Annotated in this window: 22 protein-coding genes; 17 read left to right on the forward strand and 5 right to left on the reverse strand. The window is 59.9% G+C overall.

The features are described 5' to 3' along the window. Window positions 1-35: 35 nt before the first annotated feature. Window positions 36-539, forward strand: coding sequence for a hypothetical protein (locus tag RHP74_RS20940; protein ID WP_311096228.1), 504 nt, complete (start codon window positions 36-38; stop codon window positions 537-539). Between the two features lie 133 nt (window positions 540-672). Here the strand turns inward: RHP74_RS20940 and RHP74_RS20945 are convergent, their stop codons facing one another. Beyond that, entirely contained in the window at window positions 673-1359 is a 687-nt protein-coding gene (locus tag RHP74_RS20945; RefSeq protein ID WP_311096229.1) for an alpha/beta family hydrolase, read from the reverse strand. Between the two features lie 95 nt (window positions 1360-1454). On the opposite strand from RHP74_RS20945, the gene ccoN (RHP74_RS20950) reads away from it, so the two are divergent. The 8 genes from ccoN (RHP74_RS20950) to ccoP (RHP74_RS20985) all read left to right on the forward strand — a co-directional run bounded on the left by ccoN (RHP74_RS20950) (window position 1455) and on the right by ccoP (RHP74_RS20985) (window position 8375). Then, the gene (gene ccoN, locus RHP74_RS20950; protein WP_010456403.1) at window positions 1455-2879 is read left to right on the forward strand and encodes a cytochrome-c oxidase, cbb3-type subunit I; all 1425 of its coding nucleotides are present in this window, start codon (window positions 1455-1457) and stop codon (window positions 2877-2879) included. Between the two features lie 10 nt (window positions 2880-2889). Further along, the gene (ccoO, locus tag RHP74_RS20955) at window positions 2890-3498 is read left to right on the forward strand and encodes a cytochrome-c oxidase, cbb3-type subunit II (protein ID WP_010456405.1); all 609 of its coding nucleotides are present in this window, start codon (window positions 2890-2892) and stop codon (window positions 3496-3498) included. Window positions 3499-3519: 21 nt separating this feature from the next. Then, a complete protein-coding gene (locus RHP74_RS20960; RefSeq protein ID WP_102594714.1) occupies window positions 3520-3720 on the forward strand; it encodes a cbb3-type cytochrome c oxidase subunit 3 in 201 nt (66 codons plus the stop codon). After that, window positions 3717-4670, forward strand: coding sequence for a cytochrome-c oxidase, cbb3-type subunit III (gene ccoP, locus RHP74_RS20965; protein ID WP_010456408.1), 954 nt, complete (start codon window positions 3717-3719; stop codon window positions 4668-4670). Before RHP74_RS20960 ends, ccoP (RHP74_RS20965) begins: the two co-directional genes overlap by 4 nt. Window positions 4671-5153: 483 nt before the next feature. Continuing rightward, a complete protein-coding gene (gene ccoN / locus RHP74_RS20970; protein ID WP_010456410.1) occupies window positions 5154-6596 on the forward strand; it encodes a cytochrome-c oxidase, cbb3-type subunit I in 1443 nt (480 codons plus the stop codon). Then, a complete protein-coding gene (ccoO, locus tag RHP74_RS20975) occupies window positions 6596-7204 on the forward strand; it encodes a cytochrome-c oxidase, cbb3-type subunit II (protein WP_010456412.1) in 609 nt (202 codons plus the stop codon). Before ccoN (RHP74_RS20970) ends, ccoO (RHP74_RS20975) begins: the two co-directional genes overlap by 1 nt. A 5-nt stretch (window positions 7205-7209) precedes the next feature. Continuing rightward, the gene (locus RHP74_RS20980; protein WP_003175465.1) at window positions 7210-7395 is read left to right on the forward strand and encodes a CcoQ/FixQ family Cbb3-type cytochrome c oxidase assembly chaperone; all 186 of its coding nucleotides are present in this window, start codon (window positions 7210-7212) and stop codon (window positions 7393-7395) included. Continuing rightward, window positions 7392-8375: a cytochrome-c oxidase, cbb3-type subunit III gene (gene ccoP, locus RHP74_RS20985; protein WP_010456414.1), complete on the forward strand. Its 984-nt coding sequence runs from the start codon at window positions 7392-7394 to the stop codon at window positions 8373-8375. Before RHP74_RS20980 ends, ccoP (RHP74_RS20985) begins: the two co-directional genes overlap by 4 nt. A 55-nt stretch (window positions 8376-8430) precedes the next feature. Here the strand turns inward: ccoP (RHP74_RS20985) and RHP74_RS20990 are convergent, their stop codons facing one another. Then, the gene (locus tag RHP74_RS20990) at window positions 8431-9432 is read right to left on the reverse strand and encodes a metallophosphoesterase (protein WP_311096230.1); all 1002 of its coding nucleotides are present in this window, start codon (window positions 9430-9432) and stop codon (window positions 8431-8433) included. A gap of 516 nt (window positions 9433-9948) precedes the next feature. Between RHP74_RS20990 and ccoG the strand changes: the two genes are divergently transcribed. The 8 genes from ccoG to RHP74_RS21030 all read left to right on the forward strand — a co-directional run bounded on the left by ccoG (window position 9949) and on the right by RHP74_RS21030 (window position 18511). Beyond that, the gene (gene ccoG / locus RHP74_RS20995) at window positions 9949-11364 is read left to right on the forward strand and encodes a cytochrome c oxidase accessory protein CcoG (RefSeq protein ID WP_282411112.1); all 1416 of its coding nucleotides are present in this window, start codon (window positions 9949-9951) and stop codon (window positions 11362-11364) included. A gap of 11 nt (window positions 11365-11375) precedes the next feature. After that, window positions 11376-11915 (forward strand): FixH family protein, encoded by a 540-nt coding sequence (locus RHP74_RS21000; RefSeq protein WP_010456420.1) that lies wholly within the window; start codon window positions 11376-11378, stop codon window positions 11913-11915. Between the two features lie 174 nt (window positions 11916-12089). Next, window positions 12090-14540: a heavy metal translocating P-type ATPase gene (locus RHP74_RS21005; protein ID WP_311096232.1), complete on the forward strand. Its 2451-nt coding sequence runs from the start codon at window positions 12090-12092 to the stop codon at window positions 14538-14540. Window positions 14541-14562: 22 nt separating this feature from the next. Then, window positions 14563-14781 carry a cbb3-type cytochrome oxidase assembly protein CcoS gene (ccoS, locus tag RHP74_RS21010; RefSeq protein WP_042932684.1) on the forward strand — a complete coding sequence of 73 codons (219 nt, stop codon included), beginning with the start codon at window positions 14563-14565 and terminating at the stop codon, window positions 14779-14781. Beyond that, window positions 14774-15457, forward strand: a complete 684-nt coding sequence (locus RHP74_RS21015; RefSeq protein WP_042932683.1) for a sulfite exporter TauE/SafE family protein — start codon at window positions 14774-14776, stop codon at window positions 15455-15457. The genes ccoS and RHP74_RS21015 overlap by 8 nt, the downstream gene beginning before the upstream one ends. A gap of 179 nt (window positions 15458-15636) precedes the next feature. Beyond that, window positions 15637-17019, forward strand: coding sequence for an oxygen-independent coproporphyrinogen III oxidase (gene hemN / locus RHP74_RS21020; protein WP_010456429.1), 1383 nt, complete (start codon window positions 15637-15639; stop codon window positions 17017-17019). A 129-nt stretch (window positions 17020-17148) separates the two neighbouring features. Beyond that, window positions 17149-17883: a fumarate/nitrate reduction transcriptional regulator Fnr gene (fnr, locus tag RHP74_RS21025; protein WP_010456431.1), complete on the forward strand. Its 735-nt coding sequence runs from the start codon at window positions 17149-17151 to the stop codon at window positions 17881-17883. Window positions 17884-17962: 79 nt separating this feature from the next. Continuing rightward, window positions 17963-18511, forward strand: a complete 549-nt coding sequence (locus tag RHP74_RS21030) for an adenine phosphoribosyltransferase (RefSeq protein ID WP_102594706.1) — start codon at window positions 17963-17965, stop codon at window positions 18509-18511. A 120-nt stretch (window positions 18512-18631) separates the two neighbouring features. On the opposite strand, the gene RHP74_RS21035 is transcribed toward RHP74_RS21030, so the two are convergent. From RHP74_RS21035 to RHP74_RS21045, 3 genes are all read right to left on the reverse strand, one after another. Then, window positions 18632-19780, reverse strand: coding sequence for an acyl-CoA dehydrogenase family protein (locus RHP74_RS21035; RefSeq protein ID WP_010456435.1), 1149 nt, complete (start codon window positions 19778-19780; stop codon window positions 18632-18634). Between the two features lie 121 nt (window positions 19781-19901). Beyond that, a complete protein-coding gene (recR, locus tag RHP74_RS21040; protein WP_010456436.1) occupies window positions 19902-20504 on the reverse strand; it encodes a recombination mediator RecR in 603 nt (200 codons plus the stop codon). Window positions 20505-20569: 65 nt separating this feature from the next. After that, the gene (locus RHP74_RS21045) at window positions 20570-21604 is read right to left on the reverse strand and encodes an NADP-dependent oxidoreductase (RefSeq protein ID WP_077748210.1); all 1035 of its coding nucleotides are present in this window, start codon (window positions 21602-21604) and stop codon (window positions 20570-20572) included. Window positions 21605-21666: the final 62 nt, after the last annotated feature.

Here is a 21666-nt window from a genome sequence, read left to right on the forward strand (position 1 = left end):
GGCTACCGAACTCTTACCAGCAAAAGGATTTCATCATGACAACCCACGCGACCTTTATCCCTAAAAAATGCGCAACGTTCGCAAACGAAAACATCTTTCAGTGGAAATACGGAACCATCAAGAAAACTGCAGAATTCAGTGATTTTTACCAAGGTGAATTTTTCGGTGAGTTTTATTGGTCTATTGGTGGAGGAATGGGTACGGCTGCGGAGGAAAACACGTTTGTTTTCAGTATGACGCTACCCTACAACGGTGACGATGCACTGCCAGGTGTCTATACGCTAGATAACGGGCTGAGCTTTCTCCATGGCCACTGGATTCCCGCGCCTCCCGGCTTCAATGGCTTTCGAACGGTGGATGCAGACTCTGCCACGCTGAACATTATCAACTACGATCCCGTGACAGACATCGTCGAAGGCACATTCGAAGCCCTGTTCAAAAGCCATGGTTATCGTCTGAATCCAAAAGGCACATTCACCATGAAAAGACTGCGGCCTTCAACGCAAATGCCAGACGCACAAAGGGAAAGCACTCCGTGACTTTTAAACACTCAAAATAATCAGACACAACCCCGCCCCCATAAGTTTTCGGTGTTGAAGATCTCACTCACAACACAATAAAAAGTGGGGAGCGGGTTTGCCCGCGAAGCGGCCCAAACGGGCACCACCTCTTTCACTGAAGAAATGCAGCCACCCGACTCGCCGCCGAAGCCAAATGCTGCTCATGGGTCAACCCGGAAGCCTTCAACGGCTTCAAGTCATGATCCCCTGCCACCAGCCAGAACACCTCGATGCCCGGCGCCAACGCATAACCTTCGACCGCCTCGCGATTGCCCAGGGCATCGCGCTCGCCCTGTACGATCAACGTCCGGGTCTTGAGCCCGGCCAAATGTTCGACCCGAGGTTTCTCCGGTTTACCCACCGCATAAAACGGATAACCCAGGCACACCAACGCATCCGCCCCCAGCTCATCCGCCAAAAGACTGGCCATCCGCCCGCCCATGGACTTGCCGCCAATCGCCAGACGCCCAGCGGCATGGCGTCGCACCTCGGCGTAGACCTCACGCCAGCACTCCAGCAGTTTCGGCGCCGGATTCGGTGGGCGCTTGCCCCCGTCGACACGCCGCTGCGCCATGTACGGAAACTCGAAGCGCAACACGTTGACGCCTTGATCGGCGAGGCGTGCAGCCATGTCGTTCATCCAGACGCTGTCCATTGGCGCACCGGCGCCATGGGCGAGAATCAGCGTCACAGGATCCGCCGAAGACTTTGAAGCCGCCTCATTCCACAACCATCCATGTTCCCGCACACACCGCGCCCATTGATCCCCGTCAATACTGGCCTTGTGCTCTTTGTCCATGCTTGCCTCGCTTTTAGTCTGCCTATAACTCCAGGCGAAGGGAGCGTTGCCTTGCGCAAACGCCTTCACTTCGGCTGAACCGTGGATGGGGAACCATGAACACTTCTATCAGTACCGCCTACAACTACAAGGTGGTCCGCCAATTCGCCATTATGACGGTGGTGTGGGGCATCGTCGGCATGGGGCTCGGGGTTTTTCTCGCAGCCCAATTGGTCTGGCCTGAACTCAACTTCGATTTGCCGTGGACCAGTTTCGGCCGGTTGCGCCCTCTGCACACCAACGCGGTGATCTTCGCCTTCGGCGGTTGCGCCCTGTTCGCCAGTTCGTTCTATTCGGTGCAACGCACCTGTCAGACCCAGTTGTTCGCGCCGAAAATCGCCGCGTTCTGCTTCTGGGGCTGGCAACTGGTGATCCTGCTGGCGGCCATCAGCCTGCCGCTGGGTTACACCAGCTCCAAGGAATACGCCGAGCTGGAGTGGCCGATCGACATCCTGATCACCATCGTCTGGGTCGCCTATGCCATTGTGTTCTTCGGTACGCTGGCCAAGCGCAAGACCAAGCACATCTACGTCGGCAACTGGTTCTTCGGTGCGTTCATCATCACCGTGGCGATTCTGCACATCGTCAACAACGTTGAGCTGCCGGTGAGTTTCACCAAGTCCTACTCGGTCTATGCCGGTGCCACCGATGCCATGGTCCAGTGGTGGTACGGCCACAACGCCGTGGGCTTTTTCCTCACCGCCGGTTTCCTCGGGATGATGTACTACTTCGTGCCGAAACAGGCTGAGCGCCCGGTGTACTCCTATCGCTTGTCGATCGTGCACTTCTGGGCGCTGATCACCCTGTACATCTGGGCCGGTCCGCACCACTTGCACTACACCGCGCTGCCAGACTGGGCACAGTCGCTGGGCATGGTGATGTCGCTGATCCTGCTGGCACCAAGCTGGGGCGGGATGATCAACGGGATGATGACGCTCTCGGGCGCCTGGCATAAATTGCGCAGCGACCCGATCCTGCGCTTCCTTGTCGTGTCCCTGGCGTTCTACGGCATGTCGACCTTTGAAGGGCCGATGATGGCCATCAAAACGGTCAACGCCCTCTCCCACTACACCGACTGGACCATTGGCCACGTTCACGCCGGCGCCCTCGGTTGGGTGGCGATGATTTCCATCGGCGCGCTGTACCACATGATCCCGAAAATCTTCGGTCGCCCGCAGATGTACAGCATCGGCCTGATCAATGCGCACTTCTGGCTCGCGACCATCGGCACCGTGCTCTACATCGCTTCGATGTGGGTCAACGGCATCGCCCAGGGCCTCATGTGGCGCGCAGTCAACGAAGACGGCACGCTGACCTACTCCTTCGTCGAAACCCTGGTGGCCAGCCACCCAGGCTTCGTCGTGCGACTGGTGGGCGGTGCGATCTTCCTCAGCGGGATGTTCCTGATGGCTTACAACACCTGGCGCACCGTGCGGGCCTCGCAGCCTGCCGAAGTCGCCGCTGCCGCGCAGATGGCCTGAGGAGTCCGCCATGAAACACGAAACAATCGAGAAAAACGTCGGCCTGCTGATGCTGCTGATGGTTCTGGCGGTGAGCATCGGCGGTCTGACCCAGATCGTCCCGCTGTTCTTCCAGGACGTGACCAACAAACCGGTGGAAGGCATGAAGCCCTACACCGCCCTGCAACTGGAAGGTCGCGACATTTACATCCGCGAAGGCTGTGTCGGTTGCCACTCGCAGATGATCCGGCCGTTCCGTGCCGAGACCGAACGCTACGGGCACTACTCGGTGGCAGGGGAAAGCGTGTGGGATCACCCGTTCCTCTGGGGCTCCAAGCGTACCGGTCCGGATCTGGCCCGGGTCGGCGCACGTTACTCGGATGACTGGCACCGTGCGCACTTGTACAACCCGCGCAACGTGGTGCCTGAGTCGAAAATGCCTGGCTACCCATGGCTGGTCACGCAAGCGGTCGACAGCAGCCACACCGAAACCAAGATCCGCACCATGCGCACCCTTGGCGTGCCATACAGCGATGACGACATCAGCGGCGCGGTCGCCAGCCTCAAGGGCAAAACCGAAATGGACGCACTCGTTTCTTATCTGCAAGTGCTCGGCACTGCCATCAAGAGCAAGAGGTGAGCCATGACCATGCCCTTCGAAATAGTGAGCGAGATAAGCAGTGGAATGATCCGCGGCCTGGGCACGGTCGTGGTGTTCGTGGCCTTCGTCGGCCTGACGCTATGGGTGTTCAACAGCAAGCGCAACCCGGAATTCGCCGAAGCGCGTTTGCTGCCGTTCGCCGATGAACCCTTGGCCGACGACGCCACCCAAGAACCTGAAACAAGGAGTACCCGGCCATGACCACCTTCTGGAGTACGTGGATCTGCGTACTGACTATCGGCAGCCTGATCGGCCTGACCTGGCTGCTGGTCGGCACCCGCAAGGGTGAAACCAAGGGCAGTGTCGACCAGACCATGGGCCACAGCTTCGACGGCATCGAGGAGTACGACAATCCGCTGCCGCAGTGGTGGTTCATGCTGTTCGCCGGCACGCTGGTGTTTGCCGTGGGCTACCTGATTCTTTATCCGGGCCTGGGCAACTGGAAAGGCGTCCTGCCGGGTTACGAGGACGGCTGGACCGGCGTCCACGAATGGGAAAAGGAGATGAACAAGGCAGACGCCAGGTTTGGGCCGATCTTCGCCAAATTCGCGGCCATGCCCGTTGAAGAAGTGGCGAAGGACCCGCAAGCGCTGAAAATGGGCGGTCGTCTGTTCGCGTCCAACTGCTCGGTGTGCCACGGCTCGGATGCCAAGGGCGCTTTCGGCTTCCCGAACCTGGCCGATAGCACCTGGCGCTGGGGCGGTGACGCCGAGATGATCAAGACCACGATCATGGGCGGTCGCATGGCGGCAATGCCGGCCTGGGGGGAAATCCTCGGTGAGGCCGGTGTGAAGAACGTGGCCGCGTATGTACGTCATGAACTGGCGGGCCTGCCATTGCCGGCTGGCGACACCGCCGACCTGCAAGCCGGACAGCAAGCGTTCAGCACCACGTGCGTAGCCTGTCATGGTGCAAACGGCAAAGGTACTGAAGCCATGGGCGCGCCGAACCTGACGCAACCGGCCGGGTTCATCTACGGTACAAGCCTGGCGCAACTTCAGCAGACCATCCGCCATGGCCGTCAGGGCCATATGCCGGCGCAGAATGAACTGCTCGGCAACGACAAGGTGCAACTGTTGGCCGCTTACGTTTACAGCCTGTCCCACGGTCTGAGCACCGAGCGTTTGCAAGCAGAAGGCAAACGCGAATAAATCTCGACCGCTCTACTGCCGCATTCGCCCGGATGCGGCAGTTCCCTGCCTCTTTGCGACCAAGTGTCGCACCCCTCCGTTGGTCCTCCTTTCGGTTCACCAGATTCGGGTCTAAGCTTGCTCCGATGCGGACTGGCATGAGCCGGTTCCAGGTCGACCTTGCCCGATGTGTTCAACGAATCTGCTCGATGACAGGCCGCAAAGGCTGGTAGATACCGGCTGTCGTGCCAATTGCCGTCGGTCACCCGATCGTTGTGTTTGAACACACCCCGTAACAACTGACCTGCCCCCCTCACCCTTTTCGTTCGCTGCGACATTTTGTCCGAGGTCAATTTTGTCCTTACGCGGCGCATGGAAAGGCCGCAGAATCAGCTTTTGAAAGCATTGACCCAGGTCATGGCGCGTTGCAATGACCCCCCGCTTTCTACATACTTGCGGCCGATTTTTACTCCTAATAAAACACCCAAACCGTGGAACCTTAGAATGAGCACAGCAATCAGTCCGACTGCTTATAACTATAAGGTAGTCCGCCAGTTCGCCATCATGACGGTGGTCTGGGGGATCCTTGGCATGGGGCTTGGTGTCTTCATCGCCTCACAGCTTGTATGGCCGGAATTGAACTTCGGTCTGCCGTGGACGACTTTTGGACGCTTACGCCCGTTGCACACCAACCTGGTGATTTTCGCCTTCGGTGGTTGTGCTCTGTTTGCCACTTCTTATTACGTCGTGCAGCGAACCTGCCAAACGCGACTGATTTCCGACAGCCTCGCGGCCTTCACCTTCTGGGGTTGGCAAGCGGTGATCGTCGGCGCGATCATTACCTTGCCGCTGGGTTACACCACCACCAAGGAGTACGCGGAACTGGAATGGCCCCTGGCTATTCTGCTGGCCATCGTCTGGGTGTCCTACGGTCTGGTGTTCTTCGGCACCATCACCAAGCGCAATACCAAGCACATCTATGTGGGTAACTGGTTCTACGGTGCCTTCATCGTCGTGACGGCGATGCTGCACATCGTCAACCACGCGTCCCTGCCGGTCAGTTTCTTCAAGTCCTACTCGGCCTACGCCGGTGCGACTGACGCAATGATCCAGTGGTGGTACGGCCACAACGCGGTCGGTTTCTTCCTGACCACCGGCTTCCTGGGGATGATGTACTACTTCGTTCCGAAGCAGGCCGAGCGTCCGATCTACTCCTATCGCCTGTCGATCGTGCACTTCTGGGCGCTGATCACCCTGTACATCTGGGCCGGTCCGCACCACCTGCACTACACCGCGCTGCCGGACTGGGCTCAGTCGCTGGGCATGGCGATGTCGATCATCCTGCTGGCGCCAAGCTGGGGCGGCATGATCAACGGCATGATGACCCTCTCGGGCGCCTGGCATAAGCTGCGCACCGACCCGATCCTGCGCTTCCTGGTGGTGTCGCTGGCCTTCTACGGCATGTCGACCTTTGAAGGCCCGATGATGGCCATCAAGACCGTGAACTCGCTGTCGCACTACACCGACTGGACCATCGGCCACGTACACGCCGGTGCCTTGGGCTGGGTTGCGATGATCTCGATCGGCGCCATCTACCACATGATCCCGAAACTGTTCGGTCGCGCGCAGATGCACAGCATCGGCCTGATCAACACGCATTTCTGGCTCGCGACCATCGGTACCGTTCTGTACATCGCTTCGATGTGGGTCAACGGCATCACCCAGGGTCTGATGTGGCGTGCAATCAACGACGACGGCACCCTCACCTACTCGTTCGTCGAAGCCCTGCAAGCCAGCCATCCTGGTTTCATCGTTCGCGCCCTGGGCGGTGCGTTCTTCGCCAGCGGCATGCTGTTCATGGCCTACAACGTATGGCGTACCGTACGTGCCTCGAACCCGGCTGAAGCCAAAGCTGCTGAACAGATTGCTGTAGTTGGAGCTCACTGATGAAGCATGAAGCAGTCGAGAAGAATATTGGCCTGCTGGCCTTCTTCATGGTTATCGCCGTCAGCGTCGGCGGCCTGACCCAGATCGTTCCGCTGTTTTTCCAGGACGTCACCAACAAGCCGGTCGAAGGCATGAAGCCTCGCACCGCCCTTGAACTGGAAGGCCGCGACATTTACATCGCCAACGGTTGTGTCGGCTGCCACTCGCAGATGATCCGCCCGTTCCGTGCTGAAACCGAACGTTACGGCCACTACTCGGTAGCCGGTGAAAGCGTCTGGGACCACCCGTTTCTGTGGGGTTCCAAGCGTACCGGTCCGGACCTGGCCCGTGTCGGCGGTCGTTACTCCGATGACTGGCAGCGTGCGCATTTGTACAACCCGCGCAACGTAGTGCCCGAGTCGAAAATGCCGGCCTACCCGTTCCTCGTGGAAAACAAGCTCGACGGCAAAGACACCGCCAAGAAAATGGAAGTCTTGCGCACGCTCGGCGTCCCTTACACCGACGAAGACATCGCCGGCGCCAAGGATGCTGTGAAGGGCAAAACCGAAATGGACGCGCTGGTGGCCTATCTGCAAGGCCTGGGCACCATCATCAAAAGCAAACGGTGATTTAGATGGATATCGGGATGATTCGTGGCCTGGGCACCGTTGTTGTGATGGTGGCCTTCATCGGTCTGGCGTTGTGGGTATTCAGCCCCAAGCGCAAGTCGGAGTTTGAAGACGCGACCTTGCTGCCTTTCGCGGATGATCCCGAAGCCATCAAGCACGTCGAGCAAGCTTCTAGGAGTAACAAAGAATGACTACGTTCTGGAGTCTGTACGTCACAGTCCTCAGTCTCGGCACGATCTTCGCCCTGACCTGGCTGCTGCTGTCCACCCGCAAGGGCCAGCGCAGCGAAGCCACCGAAGAAACGGTTGGCCACTCCTTCGACGGGATCGAGGAGTACGACAACCCACTGCCGAAATGGTGGTTCATGCTGTTCGTGGGCACCATCATCTTCGCCCTGGGCTATCTGGTGCTGTACCCGGGCCTGGGTAACTGGAAAGGCCTGTTGCCGGGTTACAACTACCTGGATAACGAGAAGCAGACCGCGTTCGCCAACGGCCAGACCGGCTGGACCGGCGTTCACGAGTGGGAAAAGGAAATGGCCAAGTCGGACGCCAAGTTCGGCCCGATCTTCGCCAAGTTCGCTTCGATGCCGATTGAAGAAGTCGCCAAGGACCCGCAAGCCCTGAAGATGGGTGGCCGCCTGTTCGCCTCCAACTGCTCGGTCTGCCACGGCTCCGACGCCAAGGGCGCTTATGGCTTCCCTAACCTGACCGACGCCGACTGGCGCTGGGGCGGTGAGGCAGAAACCATCAAGACCACCATTATGGGTGGCCGCCACGCGGTCATGCCGGCATGGGCTGACGTGATCGGCGAGCAAGGCGTTGCGGACGTTGCTTCGTTCGTACTGATCAACCTCGATGGCCGCAAGCTGCCGGAAGGCACCAAGGCCGATCCGGTTGCCGGTCAGAAGCTGTTCGCCGCCAACTGCGCGGTGTGCCACGGTCCGGAAGGCAAAGGCACGCCAGCCATGGGCGCGCCGAACCTGACTCACCCGGCTGCGTTCATCTACGGTTCGAGCTTCGCTCAACTGCAGCAGACCATCCGTTACGGCCGTCAGGGCCAGATGCCTGCGCAAGAACAGCTGCAAGGCAACGACAAGGTTCACCTGCTGGCCGCTTACGTCTACAGCCTTTCTCACGGTGAGAAAGCGCCGGCGGAAGACGCTCAGTAAGGCCAACGCCTGACGTAACAAACAAGGCCCCGCCAGTGATCTGGCGGGGCCTTTTTCATGGGCGACTGGCCCAGATCGATTTTACCGGTACCGTATCCAACAGCTTTCGGCTCTGCCATTGGTTGTCCTTCACCAGGTTGATCTGCAACTGCTTGCGATCCTCCGAGAAACTGGCAACCAGGTAGGTTTGCTGAGAAGTGGCACCGCTCAGGTACATCGGCACGCCATTCACTTCATAGGCATCACCACCTTGATCATGGAGATGGCCGGCGAAGATGGCCGTGACCTCATACTTCCTGATCATCTGATAAAAGCGCCGTGTTTGCTCACTGTCACCCATCATTTCGTGTGGCTTGTGCATGTTGATAATGATGGCGTAACCCTGAGTCCGAGCGACTCTCAAATCGTTTTCAAGCCAATCCAGGGTACTGGTGATGTCGAACGTCGTCGGGTTTAACGCATGAGCAATCCTGGTGGCATAGGTCGGCTCATTATTGAGTTGCACCATATGGACGTCCCCTATGTTCTTGGAATAGGCGAGACTGCCGGAATACAGCCGACTCAGAAAATTGCCGGTAATTTTCAAATCAAAATTATCAACCTTATTTTCATGGTGCTCTTTAAACTCCACGATACTGCCGGCCGCACAGTTATTGCTGAAGCAATCATCCACGTTGTTCTCATAGTCGTGGTTACCCAGGCCATACAAGAAATCGCCATTGAAGTATTTTTTCAACATCGAGTTCATGTAAGAGCGCTGCCAGCCGTGACCGAAAGCGGTGATGTCGCCATTGATCATCAGCGGCACGTGGGATTGCGCATGGTTCTTGCGGAAGTCGGCAATACTCGCAAACTGAGTCTCCACCAGCCATTTTGAACGTGTATTGAAATCCGCATCGGACTCGGGTTCCCTGCGGTCGAGTTTGTCCGTCCACGGGTACTGCGTATCCGAAGCGAAGATCATATGACGTGGGGCACCTTCGATTGAATAGGCCAAAGGCGCCATAGACAGCAGGCACACGCCCAGCACAAACCGCTTAACTTTCTTAGAAATCATAGAATTCCGTTTCCATTAGTATTAGATAAAGTGCGCAACTAACAAACCGCACCCAATCAACTTATTAGAAACAGACAAAAACTTCAAACAACTCATAAAGACCAATTAAATAAATATATTTCCGCTGCACGCCAAAAACAACAACTTACCCAACCTCAAGTTGATTAGTTCAACGCATTGCAAGTTTCAAAACGGCGCCTGAAATGACGGCGACCATGGCGTAAAGTGCTGCGGCAGGCTTGTGGCATGACTGAGGTCAGCAGTTCTGCTCCCGTCGGCCACGCACCGGCCAGGAATCGCCCCTTCCTCTGACTCTACATCACGAAAAACCGTCCATAATCCACAAGTCAATTGATTCAAGTCACTACACCATCAATTGAATTTGCCCAACGCGACCAAAGGTCGCACCCTTGAGCCAGAGCGACAGGCGTATCATTGCGCCACTGCAACACCTCTTTTTGACCGCGGTCGGCATGTACTGACCGAGGCATTTTTCCACTGCCGTGGGATGCAATGATGAGCAATCAGATTCCGGTACACGACGTCACACCGCCTGCCAAAGACGCAAACAACAGCGTCGATCTTTACGCCTCTCGAGAAAAAATCTACACCCGTGCCTTCACCGGCCTGTTCCGCAACCTGCGGATGATGGGCGGTGCCGGGTTGTTTCTGCTGTATTTCGGTACGGTCTGGCTGAACTGGGGCGGTCATCAAGCCGTCTGGTGGAACCTGCCGGAACGCAAATTCTTCATCTTTGGCGCGACCTTCTGGCCCCAGGATTTCATCCTGCTCTCCGGGATCCTGATCGTCAGCGCCTTCGGCCTGTTCTTCATTACCGTGTACGCCGGTCGGGTGTGGTGCGGTTATACCTGCCCGCAAAGCGTCTGGACGTGGATTTTCATGTGGTGCGAAAAGGTCACCGAAGGCGACCGCAACCAGCGCATCAAGCTCGACAAGGCGCCGATGAGCGCCAACAAATTCCTGCGCAAACTCAGCAAACACTCGATGTGGCTGTTGATCGGCTTCGTCACCGGCATGACCTTCGTCGGGTACTTCTCGCCCATTCGCGAACTGACCATCGACTTCTTCACCGGCGAAGCGGATGGCTGGTCGTATTTCTGGGTCGGTTTCTTCACCCTCGCCACCTACGGCAACGCCGGCTGGTTGCGTGAGCAAGTGTGCATTTACATGTGCCCGTATGCGCGCTTCCAGAGCGTGATGTTCGACAAGGACACGCTGATCGTGTCCTACGATCCTCGCCGTGGTGAAAGCCGCGGCCCGCGCAAGAAAGGCGTCGACTACAAGGCTCTGGGCCTGGGCGATTGCATCGATTGCACCATGTGTGTCCAGGTCTGCCCGACCGGCATCGACATTCGCGACGGTCTGCAAATTGAATGCATCGGCTGCGCGGCGTGCATCGATGCCTGCGACAGCATCATGGACAAGATGGACTACCCGCGCGGGTTGATCAGCTACACCACCGAGCACAACCTGTCCGGGCAAAAAACCCATAAACTGCGCCCACGGCTGATCGGCTATGCCCTGGTGTTGCTGGCCATGATGGGCTTGCTGGCGGGCGCGTTCTTCATGCGTTCACTGGTCGGTTTCGACGTCAGTAAGGACCGCGTGCTGTATCGCGAGAACGCCGAAGGCCGGATCGAGAACGTCTACAGCCTGAAGATCATGAACAAAGACCAGCGCGACCATACCTATGTACTGGAAGCCTCCGGTCTGCCGGACCTCAAGCTGCAAGGCAAGCGCGAGATCAAAGTCGCCGCCGGGGAGATTTTCAGCCAGCCAGTGGAACTGTCCATGGCACCGGAAAAACTGCCGTCGAGCACCAACGAGGTGAAATTCATCCTCAAGGATGCCGACGACGACAGCATTCACGTTGAAGCCAAGAGCCGATTCATCGGCCCACAAATTCGTTGAGAGAAGTGATCATGCCCGCAGCAAACGCCGCAAGCCCTTGGTACAAGCATCTTTGGCCATGGATCATCATCGCCATCCTGGCTTGTTCCGTGACGTTGACCCTGTCCATGGTGACCATCGCGGTGAACAACCCGGACAACCTGGTCAACGACAACTACTACGAGGCCGGCAAAGGCATCAACCGCTCGCTTGATCGTGAGCTGCTGGCCCAGACCCTGTTGCTGCGGGCCAGCGTTCACCTGGATGACGTGACCGGCGAAGTCGACCTGCGCCTGAGCGGCAACAGCCAACCTGAAACCCTTGAGCTGAACCTGATCTCGCCGACCCAGCCGGAAAAGGATCGCAAGATCACCCTTGCCCGCAGTGAAACAGAGCAGGGTCGCTACATCGGTCAATTGAGCGACAAGATTGAAGGCCGTCGTTTTGTCGAATTGCTGGGCACTCAGGACGACCACATCTGGCGCATGTTCGAAGAAGAGCTGGTCAGCCATGATAAGGACCTGCTGCTCGGGGATGAGCCGCTGCAAGGCGCGGAAGACCTGAAGAAGTAAGTTCCAGTGAACACGGTCAACTGTGGCGAGGGAGCTTGCTCCCGCTGGGTGCGAAGCGCCCCCTGAAACCAGCAAACCGATTCTTTCAGTCATAGCGCGTTCGCAGGTTTACGACTGCTGCGCAGCCGAGCGGGAGCAAGCTCCCTCGCCACAATGGTTTCCATGGCAGCACAGATGACCACGCCAACCCCCTGCTACCACTGCGCCCTGCCCGTCCCGGCCGGCAGCCGCTTCACCGCTGCGGTCCTCGGTGAAACCCGCGAGTTCTGCTGCCCGGGGTGCCAGGCCGTGGCTGAGGCGATCGTGGCCGGCGGGCTGGAAAGCTATTACCAGCACCGCAGCGAGTCATCGGCCAACCCCGAAGCCTTGCCAGTGCAGTTGGTGGATGAGTTGGCGCTCTACGACCGCGCCGATGTGCAGAAGCCTTTCGTGCGCCACGACGGCGAACTCGCCGAAACCACCCTGTTGATGGAAGGCATCAGCTGCGCCGCCTGCGGCTGGCTGATCGAAAAACACCTGCGCGCCTTGCCGGCGGTGGCAGAGGCGCGACTGAACCTGTCCAACCATCGTCTTCACGTGCGCTGGGCCGACGCGCAATTGCCATTGAGTCAGGTGCTCAGCGAACTGCGCCACATCGGCTACGCCGCGCACCCGTACCAAGCCGACCGCGCCAGCGAACAACTGGCCAGCGAAAACCGCCTGGCCTTGCGCCAACTGGGCGTCGCCGGGTTGCTGTGGTTCCAGGCGATGATGGCGACCATGGCCACTTGGCCGGAATTCAACATCGACTTGAGTCCCGAGCTGCACACCATCCTGCGCTGGGTCGCACTGTTCCTCACCACGCCGATCGTGTTCTACAGCTGTGCGCCGTTCTTCAAAGGGGCGATGCGCGATTTGCGCACCCGACATCTGACCATGGACGTGTCGGTGTCGCTCGCCATCGGCAGTGCCTACATCGCCGGAATCTGGACCTCGATCACTGGCGTCGGCGAGTTGTATTTCGACGCGGTGGGAATGTTCGCGCTGTTCCTGCTGGCCGGTCGATACCTGGAACGCCGCGCCCGGGAGCGCACCGCCGCCGCCACCGCACAGCTTGTCAACCTGTTACCGGCCTCGTGCCTGCGCCTGAGTGCCGACGGCCAGAGCGAACGAATCCTGCTCAGCGAACTGCGTGTCGGCGATCAGGTGCTGGTGCATCCGGGCGCCATTCTGCCGGCCGACGGCAAGATCCTCGATGGCCAGTCGAGCATCGACGAATCGCTGCTGACCGGCGAATACCTGCCGCAACCGCGCACCCAGGGCGACGCGGTCACCGCCGGCACCCTGAACGTCGAAGGCGCGTTGACCGTGCAAGTGCTGGCGCTGGGTCAGGACACGCGGCTGTCGGCCATCGTCCGCCTGCTGGACCGCGCCCAGGCCGAAAAGCCGCGACTGGCGGAAATCGCTGACCGCGCTGCGCAATGGTTCCTGCTGCTGTCATTGATCGCAGCAGCGGCAATCGGCCTGTTGTGGTGGGAGCTGGATTCGTCGCGAGCCTTCTGGATTGTCCTGGCGATGCTGGTTGCGACGTGCCCGTGCGCATTGTCGCTGGCCACGCCGACCGCCCTCACGGCCGCCACCGGCACGTTGCACAAACTCGGTTTACTGCTGACCCGTGGCCATGTGCTGGAAGGCCTGAACCAGATCGACACGGTGATTTTCGACAAGACCGGCACGTTGACCGAGGGGCGATTGGCCTTGCGTTCGATCCGCCCGCTCGGCGCGCTCGACAGCGATCAATGCCTGAGTCTTGCCGCTGCCCTGGAAAACCGCTCCGAACACCCGATTGCCCGGGCATTTGGCCGAGCGCCGCTGGCGGCCGAAGAAGTCCTCAGCACGCCGGGGCTTGGCCTCGAGGGCCTGGTCGGCACGCAACGCCTGCGCATCGGCCAGCCGGGTTTTGTCTGCGAACTCAGTGGCGCGGCCGCACCGGCCATGCCCGATGAAGCCGGGCAATGGCTGCTACTCGGCGACAGCCAGGGGCCGCTGGCGTGGTTTGTCCTCGATGACCGTTTGCGTGCCGATGCCCCGGCACTATTGGAAGCCTGCAAGGCCCGTGGCTGGCGCACCTTGCTGCTGTCGGGCGATACCTCACCGATGGTCGCCAGCGTGGCCGCCGAATTGGGCATCGACGAAGCCCGGGGCGGTTTGCGTCCGGATGACAAATTGCAGGTCCTGCAACAGTTGCACAAGGAAGGCCGCAAGGTGTTGATGCTCGGTGACGGCGTCAATGACGTGCCTGTGCTGGCCGCAGCCGACATCAGCGTGGCGATGGGTTCAGCGACCGACCTGGCGAAAACCAGCGCCGATGCGGTGTTGCTGTCCAACCGCCTCGATGCGCTGGTGCAGGCCTTCAGCCTGGCGCGGCGCACCCGTCGGGTAATCATCGAGAACCTGCTGTGGGCCGGGCTGTACAATGGCCTCATGTTGCCGTTCGCCGCCCTCGGCTGGATCACACCGGTATGGGCCGCGGTCGGCATGTCCATCAGTTCGTTGACCGTGGTGCTGAACGCCCTGCGCCTGACTCGCCTGCCGAGCGCGCCTGGCGCCCGGCCCACGCCAGAAACCCGCCCGCTGCCGGCCTGAGCCGCGCGGGCATGGAGTCCAGATGCCAGCTCTCTACGTGATGATCCCGGCCGCGCTGCTGATCGTGGCCATCGCTATCTATATCTTCTTCTGGGCGGTCGACAGCGGTCAGTACGATGACCTCGACGGCCCGGCCCACAGCATTCTGTTCGACGACCAGGATCCGAACCACCAAGCCGCAGTCGACGAAGCCAGCGGCCATCCGGCCAAACCGGACGACAAGGCGCCTCCGCATGCTTGAGTTGGCGCCACTGCTGGTGTCTGCGGTGATTCTCGGCCTGCTCGGCGGTGGGCATTGCCTGGGCATGTGCGGCGGCTTGATGGGCGCGCTCACCCTGGCGATTCCCAAGGAACAGCGCAGCCGCCGTTTTCGCCTGCTGCTGGCGTACAACCTGGGGCGAATTCTCAGCTATGCAACGGCCGGTCTTTTGATCGGCCTGGCGGGTTGGGCAGTGGCCAACAGCCCGGCCGCCATGTTCATGCGCGTGATCGCCGGATTGTTGCTGATCGCCATGGGCCTGTACCTCGCCGGCTGGTGGAGCGGCCTGACCCGTATTGAGAGCCTTGGCCGCGGCCTGTGGCGGCATATCCAGCCGGTCGCCAACAAACTGCTGCCGGTGTCGAGCCTGCCCCGCGCCTTATTGCTGGGCGCGCTGTGGGGCTGGTTGCCGTGCGGGTTGGTTTACAGCACGTTGCTGTGGGCGGCGAGCCAGGGCAATGCGCTGGACAGTGCGCTGCTGATGCTCGCGTTCGGGCTCGGCACCTGGCCGGTGCTGCTGGCCACGGGGTTGGCGGCTGAGCGGGTCACGGCGTTGTTGCGCAAGCGCAGTGTGCGAATGACCGGTGGGTTGCTGGTGATCCTGTTTGGCATCTGGACTTTGCCGGGGCCGCATCAGCATTGGCTCATGGGGCATTAGATCGGTGGTGCGGCCTTCGCGGGCAAGCCTCGCTCCTACATTGAAATGCATTCCCCTGCTCGCGAAGAGGCCCTGACTGGCCACACATATCCTGACCGTTGATGCAAATCAAGATGCCCCGGCGTCGCCCCCCATAGACTTGCGAACACTGCCAGCCTATCCGGGGGAATGCCCGCATGATGCTCGACGCCATTCGTTGGGATACCGATCTGATCCGCCGTTACGACCTGGCGGGGCCGCGCTACACCTCTTACCCCACTGCCGTGCAATTCGACGGGCAGGTCGGCACGTTTGACCTGTTCCACGCCCTGCGCGACAGCCGTAAGGCCCAGCGCCCATTGTCGCTGTACGTGCATGTGCCGTTCTGCGCGAACATTTGTTACTACTGCGCGTGCAACAAAGTCATCACCAAGGACCGAGGCCGCGCCCTGCCCTATTTGCAGCGTCTTGAGCAGGAAATCCAGCTGATCGCCTGCCACCTCGACCCGGCGCAAAAAGTCGAACAACTGCACTTTGGCGGCGGCACCCCGACCTTTCTCAGCCACGACGAACTGCGCCAGTTGATGGCTCAGTTGCGCAAGCACTTCAACCTGCTGGACGACGATTCCGGCGACTACGGCATCGAGATCGACCCTCGCGAAGCCGACTGGTCGACCATGGGACTGCTGCGTGAACTGGGTTTCAACCGGGTCAGCATTGGCCTGCAAGACCTCGACCCGGCGGTGCAACGGGCGGTCAATCGCCTGCAAAGCCTGGAAGAAACCCGCGCCGTGATCGACGCCGCCCGGACCCTGCAATTCCGCTCGATCAACATCGACCTGATCTACGGCTTGCCGAAGCAGACCCCGGAAAACTTCGCGCGCACGGTCGACGAGGTCATTGCGCTGCAACCGGATCGGCTTTCGGTGTTCAACTACGCGCACCTGCCGGAACGCTTCATGCCGCAGCGGCGAATCAACAGCAACGAGTTGCCGACACCGGCGCAGAAGCTGGAAATGCTGCAGCGCACCATCGAACAACTGACCGCTGCCGGCTACCGCTACATCGGCATGGACCACTTCGCCTTGCCCGACGATGAGCTGGCGATTGCCCAGGAAGAATCGACCCTGCAGCGTAACTTTCAGGGCTACACCACTCACGGTCATTGCGATCTGATCGGGCTGGGGGTCTCGGCCATCAGTCAGATCGGCGACCTCTACTGCCAGAACAACAGCGATTTGAACCAGTACCAGAACACCTTGGCCACCGCGCAACTGGCAACCAGCCGAGGCCTGATATGCAATGCTGATGACCGCGTGCGACGGGCGGTAATTCAGCAGTTGATCTGCACGTTCAATCTGGAGTTCGCGCAGATCGAACAGGCCTTCAACATCGATTTTCGCGGTTACTTCGGCGACCTGTGGCCTCAGCTACAGACCATGGCCGAGGACGGCTTGATCAGCCTCGACAATGAGCGGATCAGCGTACTGCCCGCCGGTCGCTTGCTGGTGCGCTCGGTGTGCATGGTGTTCGATGCCTATTTGCAACAGCACAATCACCAGCGATTTTCGCGAGTGATTTAGTCATCCATTCACTTGTCGGTTAACAAAATGCTGGCTTTATGACCCTGCGGCAAAATCGCCGCGTGCCTGAATGTCCTCCCGTGAGTTACCCTTACGGCTTATGTGTGTTTTCCCACAAGGATTGAAGAAATGTCCGAGCCAGTAAAACTGCGCGCTAACGGCCAGGCCCATTGCAAGGATTGCAGCCTGGCCCCCCTCTGCTTGCCACTTTCTCTGAATCTGGAAGACATGGAAGCGTTGGACGAGATCGTCAAACGGGGTCGCCCGTTGAAAAAAGGCGAGTTCCTGTTCCGCCAAGGCGATACTTTCGATTCCGTTTATGCCGTGCGCTCCGGCGCCCTCAAGACCTTCAGCCTCAGCGATGGCGGTGAAGAACAGCTCACTGGCTTCCACTTGCCGAGCGAACTGGTTGGCCTGTCGGGCATGGACACTGAAAAGCACCCGGTTTCGGCGCAAGCCCTGGAAACCACGTCGGTGTGCGAAATCCCCTTCGAACGCCTCGACGAACTGGCCCTGCAACTGCCACAACTGCGCCGTCAGTTGATGCGGGTGATGAGCCGCGAGATTCGCGACGATCAGCAAATGATGTTGCTGCTGTCGAAAAAAACCGCCGACGAGCGCATCGCCACGTTCCTGGTCAACCTCTCGGCACGTTTCCGCGCCCGGGGCTTCTCGGCCAACCAGTTCCGCCTGAGCATGTCGCGTAACGAAATCGGCAATTACCTGGGCCTGGCGGTGGAAACCGTGTCCCGGGTGTTCACACGCTTCCAGCAAAACGAACTGATCGCCGCCGAGGGCAAGGAAATCCACATCCTCGACCCGATCCAGCTCTGCGCCCTGGCCGGTGGCTCGCTCGAAGGCTGACGGACATAATTGCGGCTGAGCGAAACGGTTCAGCCGCCGTTATACTGCGACGTTTGCAGCCTGCCAGGACACCTCGACGATGCTCATCGAATCCTTCGACATCAAATCCCTGATCCGCCCCGTGATCGACTTCCCCAAGCCGGGCGTGATCTTTCGTGACATCACCCCGTTGTTCCAGTCGCCTACGGCCCTGCGCCTGGTGATGGACAGCTTTGCCCACCGTTATGTCGAAGCGGACTTCACGCACATCGGTGCGATGGATGCGCGCGGCTTCCTGATCGGCTCGGTCCTGGCCTATCAGCTGAACAAGCCGTTGGTGCTGTTCCGCAAGCAAGGCAAACTGCCGGCCGACGTGTTGGCCGAAGGTTATGCGACCGAATACGGCGAAGCCTTTCTCGAAGTGCACGCCGACAGCTTGTGCGAAGGTGACTCGGTGGTGATGTTTGATGATTTGATCGCCACCGGCGGTACGCTGATTGCGGCGGCGAACCTGATTCGGCGCATGGGCGCGCGGATTCATGAAGCGGCGGCAATCATTGACCTGCCGGAGCTGGGTGGGTCGCAGCGGCTGCAAGAGCAGGGAATTCCTACGTTTTGCCTGACGCAGTTTGCGTTGAGCGAGAAGTAAGGCGGCGTTCTCACTGACGCCTTCGCGGGCAAGCCTCGCTCCTACATTGGATTTGCGGCGTTCACAAGTCCCCTGTGGGAGCGAGCCTGCTCGCGATGGCGTCAGCCGCTACATCGCCGATTAAAGCCCCATCTGCTTGCTGATGATCTCGTTCATCACTTCCCGCGTCCCGCCGCCGATCGACAGAATCCGGTTATCCCGATACAGCCGCTCCACCAGGCTCTCGCGCATATACCCCAAACCACCCAAAATCTGCACCGCATCCGTGGTAATCCGGTCTGCCGTGTCGGTCGCGAAGTTCTTGGCCATGGAAATCTCCTTGATCACGCTCTGCCCCGCTGCCATCTTCGCCGCCTGACGGTAAGTGAACTCGCGCGACACCTCCAACGCCGTGGCCATTTCCGCAAGGCGATGCTTGAGTACCTGGAACTTGCCGATGGGTTTGCCAAAGGCTTCGCGCTGACGCGCCCATTTCAGGCTTTCCTCCAGCGCCAGCTGCGCCGTCATGTTGGCCATCAGCGCCAAGGCCAGGCGTTCGCTCTGGAAGTTGCCCATGATGCAGGCGAAGCCCATGTTCTCGGCGCCAATCAGATTTCCCACAGGCACCCGGCAATCATCGAAGAACAATTCGGCCGTGTCCGACGCCCACCAGCCCATCTTCTTCAACTGCCGGCCGACGGTGAAACCGGGTGTACCTTTTTCGATCAGCAGCAGACTGATGCCACCAAAACCCGGCTCACCGGTGCGCACCGCCACGGTGTAGAAATCCGCGCGCACACCACTGGTGATAAAGGTTTTGCTGCCGCTGACCCGGTAAAAGTCGCCGTCACGCACAGCGCGGGTTTGCAGGTTGGCCACATCGGAGCCGCCGCTGGGCTCGGTGACCGCCAGCGCGCTGATCTTCTCGCCGGCCAGCACTTGCGGCACCACACGATCACGAATTTCGGGGCGGGCCCACTTGAGAATCGGCGGCAGTCCGATGTCCAGCGAACCGAGGCCGGCCACCAGACCGCCGGAGCCACAACGCATCAACTCTTCGCTGGCGGCGACCTTGGCAAACAGATCGCCTTCGTGACTGCCGCCCAGGGAGTCGGGATAGCCGATCCCGAGGATGCCCGCCGCACCGGCCTTGAGATAGAGTTCGCGGGGAAAGCTCTCCGCTTCTTCCCACTGATCAATGTCGGGAAGGATCTCGCGCTCGACGAAACGTCTGACGCTGTCGCGGACCAATTGGTGGCTGGGATCGAAGTATTCCTGAAAGGCAGGCATCGGCGAACTCCACTGAAGGTTCAGCGAAGTTAACCGAGCGCTTGCTTGGTTTTCAACAGGATTGTTGTGAATCTGATGGACCGAGGCGCTTGGCTTGCTGGCGATGGCGTCGGTTCAAATACTACAAGGCGATCGGCTTACGCCCGGCAAACGAATGCGCCAACGTCCCGCCATCCACCAGTTCCAGCTCGCCACCCAACGGCACGCCGTGGGCAATACGCGAAGCGACCAGGCCTTTGTTACTCAACAACTGCGCGATGTAATGCGCCGTCGCCTCACCTTCCACGGTCGGGTTGGTGGCCAGGATGACTTCAGTAAAGGAGCCCGCCTCTTCAATCCGCGCCAACAGCTGCGGAATGCCAATGGCCTCAGGACCCAGGCCGTCGAGCGGCGAGAGATGGCCCTTGAGCACAAAGTAGCGACCCCGGAACCCGGTCTGCTCCACGGCGTAGACGTCCATCGGACCCTCCACCACGCAGAGCAAGGTGTCGTCCCGGCGCGTATCGGCACATTGCGGGCACAGGTCGTCTTCGGTCAGCGTGCGGCATAACCGGCAATGGCCCACCCCTTCCATGGCCTGGCTCAGTGCCGACGCCAGTCGCGAACCCCCGCTGCGATCACGCTCAAGCAGTTGCAGCGCCATGCGCTGAGCGGTTTTCTGACCGACACCTGGCAAAATTCGCAGGGCATCGATCAGTTGGCGAATCAAAGGGCTGAAGCTCATGGGGAAACGTCCGACAAAACAACGAGACGCGGTTTATACCCGCGCCTCTGATTAGCGTCAATTATTCAGTCCTGGGCGACGCGCACCACCAGTTTGCCGAAGTTGCGTCCTTCCAGCAGACCGATGAAGGCCTCCGGCGCGTTCTCAAGGCCATCAACCACGTCTTCGCGGAACTTGACCTTGCCATCGCGCACCCACGGCGCCATGGCACTGACGAACTCCGGCTGGCGATCACCGTAGTCGTCGAACACGATAAAGCCCTGAATGCGCACGCGCTTGGTCAGCAAGGTGCGCTGCAATTGCGGCAGGCGATCCGGGCCGGTCGGCGCTTCGTGGGCGTTGTAGGAAGCGATGAGGCCGCACAGTGGAATCCGCGCCTTGGCATTGAGCAACGGCACCACCGCATCGAACACCTTGCCACCGACGTTCTCGTAGTAAATATCGATACCCTCGGGACACGCCTGGGCCAGTTCATCGGCGAAGTTCGGGCTCTTGTGGTCGACGCAAGCGTCGAACCCCAATTCCTCCACCACGTAGCGGCATTTTTCCGCACCGCCCGCCACACCCACGACGCGCAGGCCTTTGATCTTCGCCACCTGGCCGACCACCGAACCCACCGCGCCCGAGGCGGCCGCGACCACCAGGGTTTCGCCGGCCTTGGGCTGACCGATGTCCATCAGGCCCATGTACGCAGTCATGCCCGGCATGCCCAGCACACCCAGGGCCATGGACGGGGACGGCAAACCGCTTGGCACCGGAATGATGTTGCGACCGTCGCTGATGCTGTGGCTCTGCCAACCGGTGGCGCCCACCACCAGATCGCCTTCGTGGAATTTCGGATTCAGCGAGCGCTCGACGCGGCTGACAGCGCCTCCGGTCATGACCTCGCCGATTTCCACCGGTGCGGCGTAGGAAGGCGCGTCACTCATGCGGCCGCGCATGTAGGGGTCCAGCGAGAGGTATTGAGTCTTGAGCAGGACCTGGCCTTCGGCAAGTTCCGGCAGTGCTTCCCGTTCCAGGCGGAAATTCTCCGGTGTCGGCGCGCCTACGGGGCGGGACGCCAGGACGATACGTTGGTTGAGGGTCAATGCGTCTGGCATGTGAGCGTCTCCTGTGATCGATGAATTTCGGCGGTATAGGGAGCAGACCGTTGTGGAGGTGT

Origin of the sequence: Pseudomonas sp. SG20052, assembly GCF_031766055.1 — a bacterium.
In the GTDB taxonomy this organism is placed as follows: Bacteria; Pseudomonadota; Gammaproteobacteria; order Pseudomonadales; family Pseudomonadaceae; genus Aquipseudomonas; species Aquipseudomonas mandelii.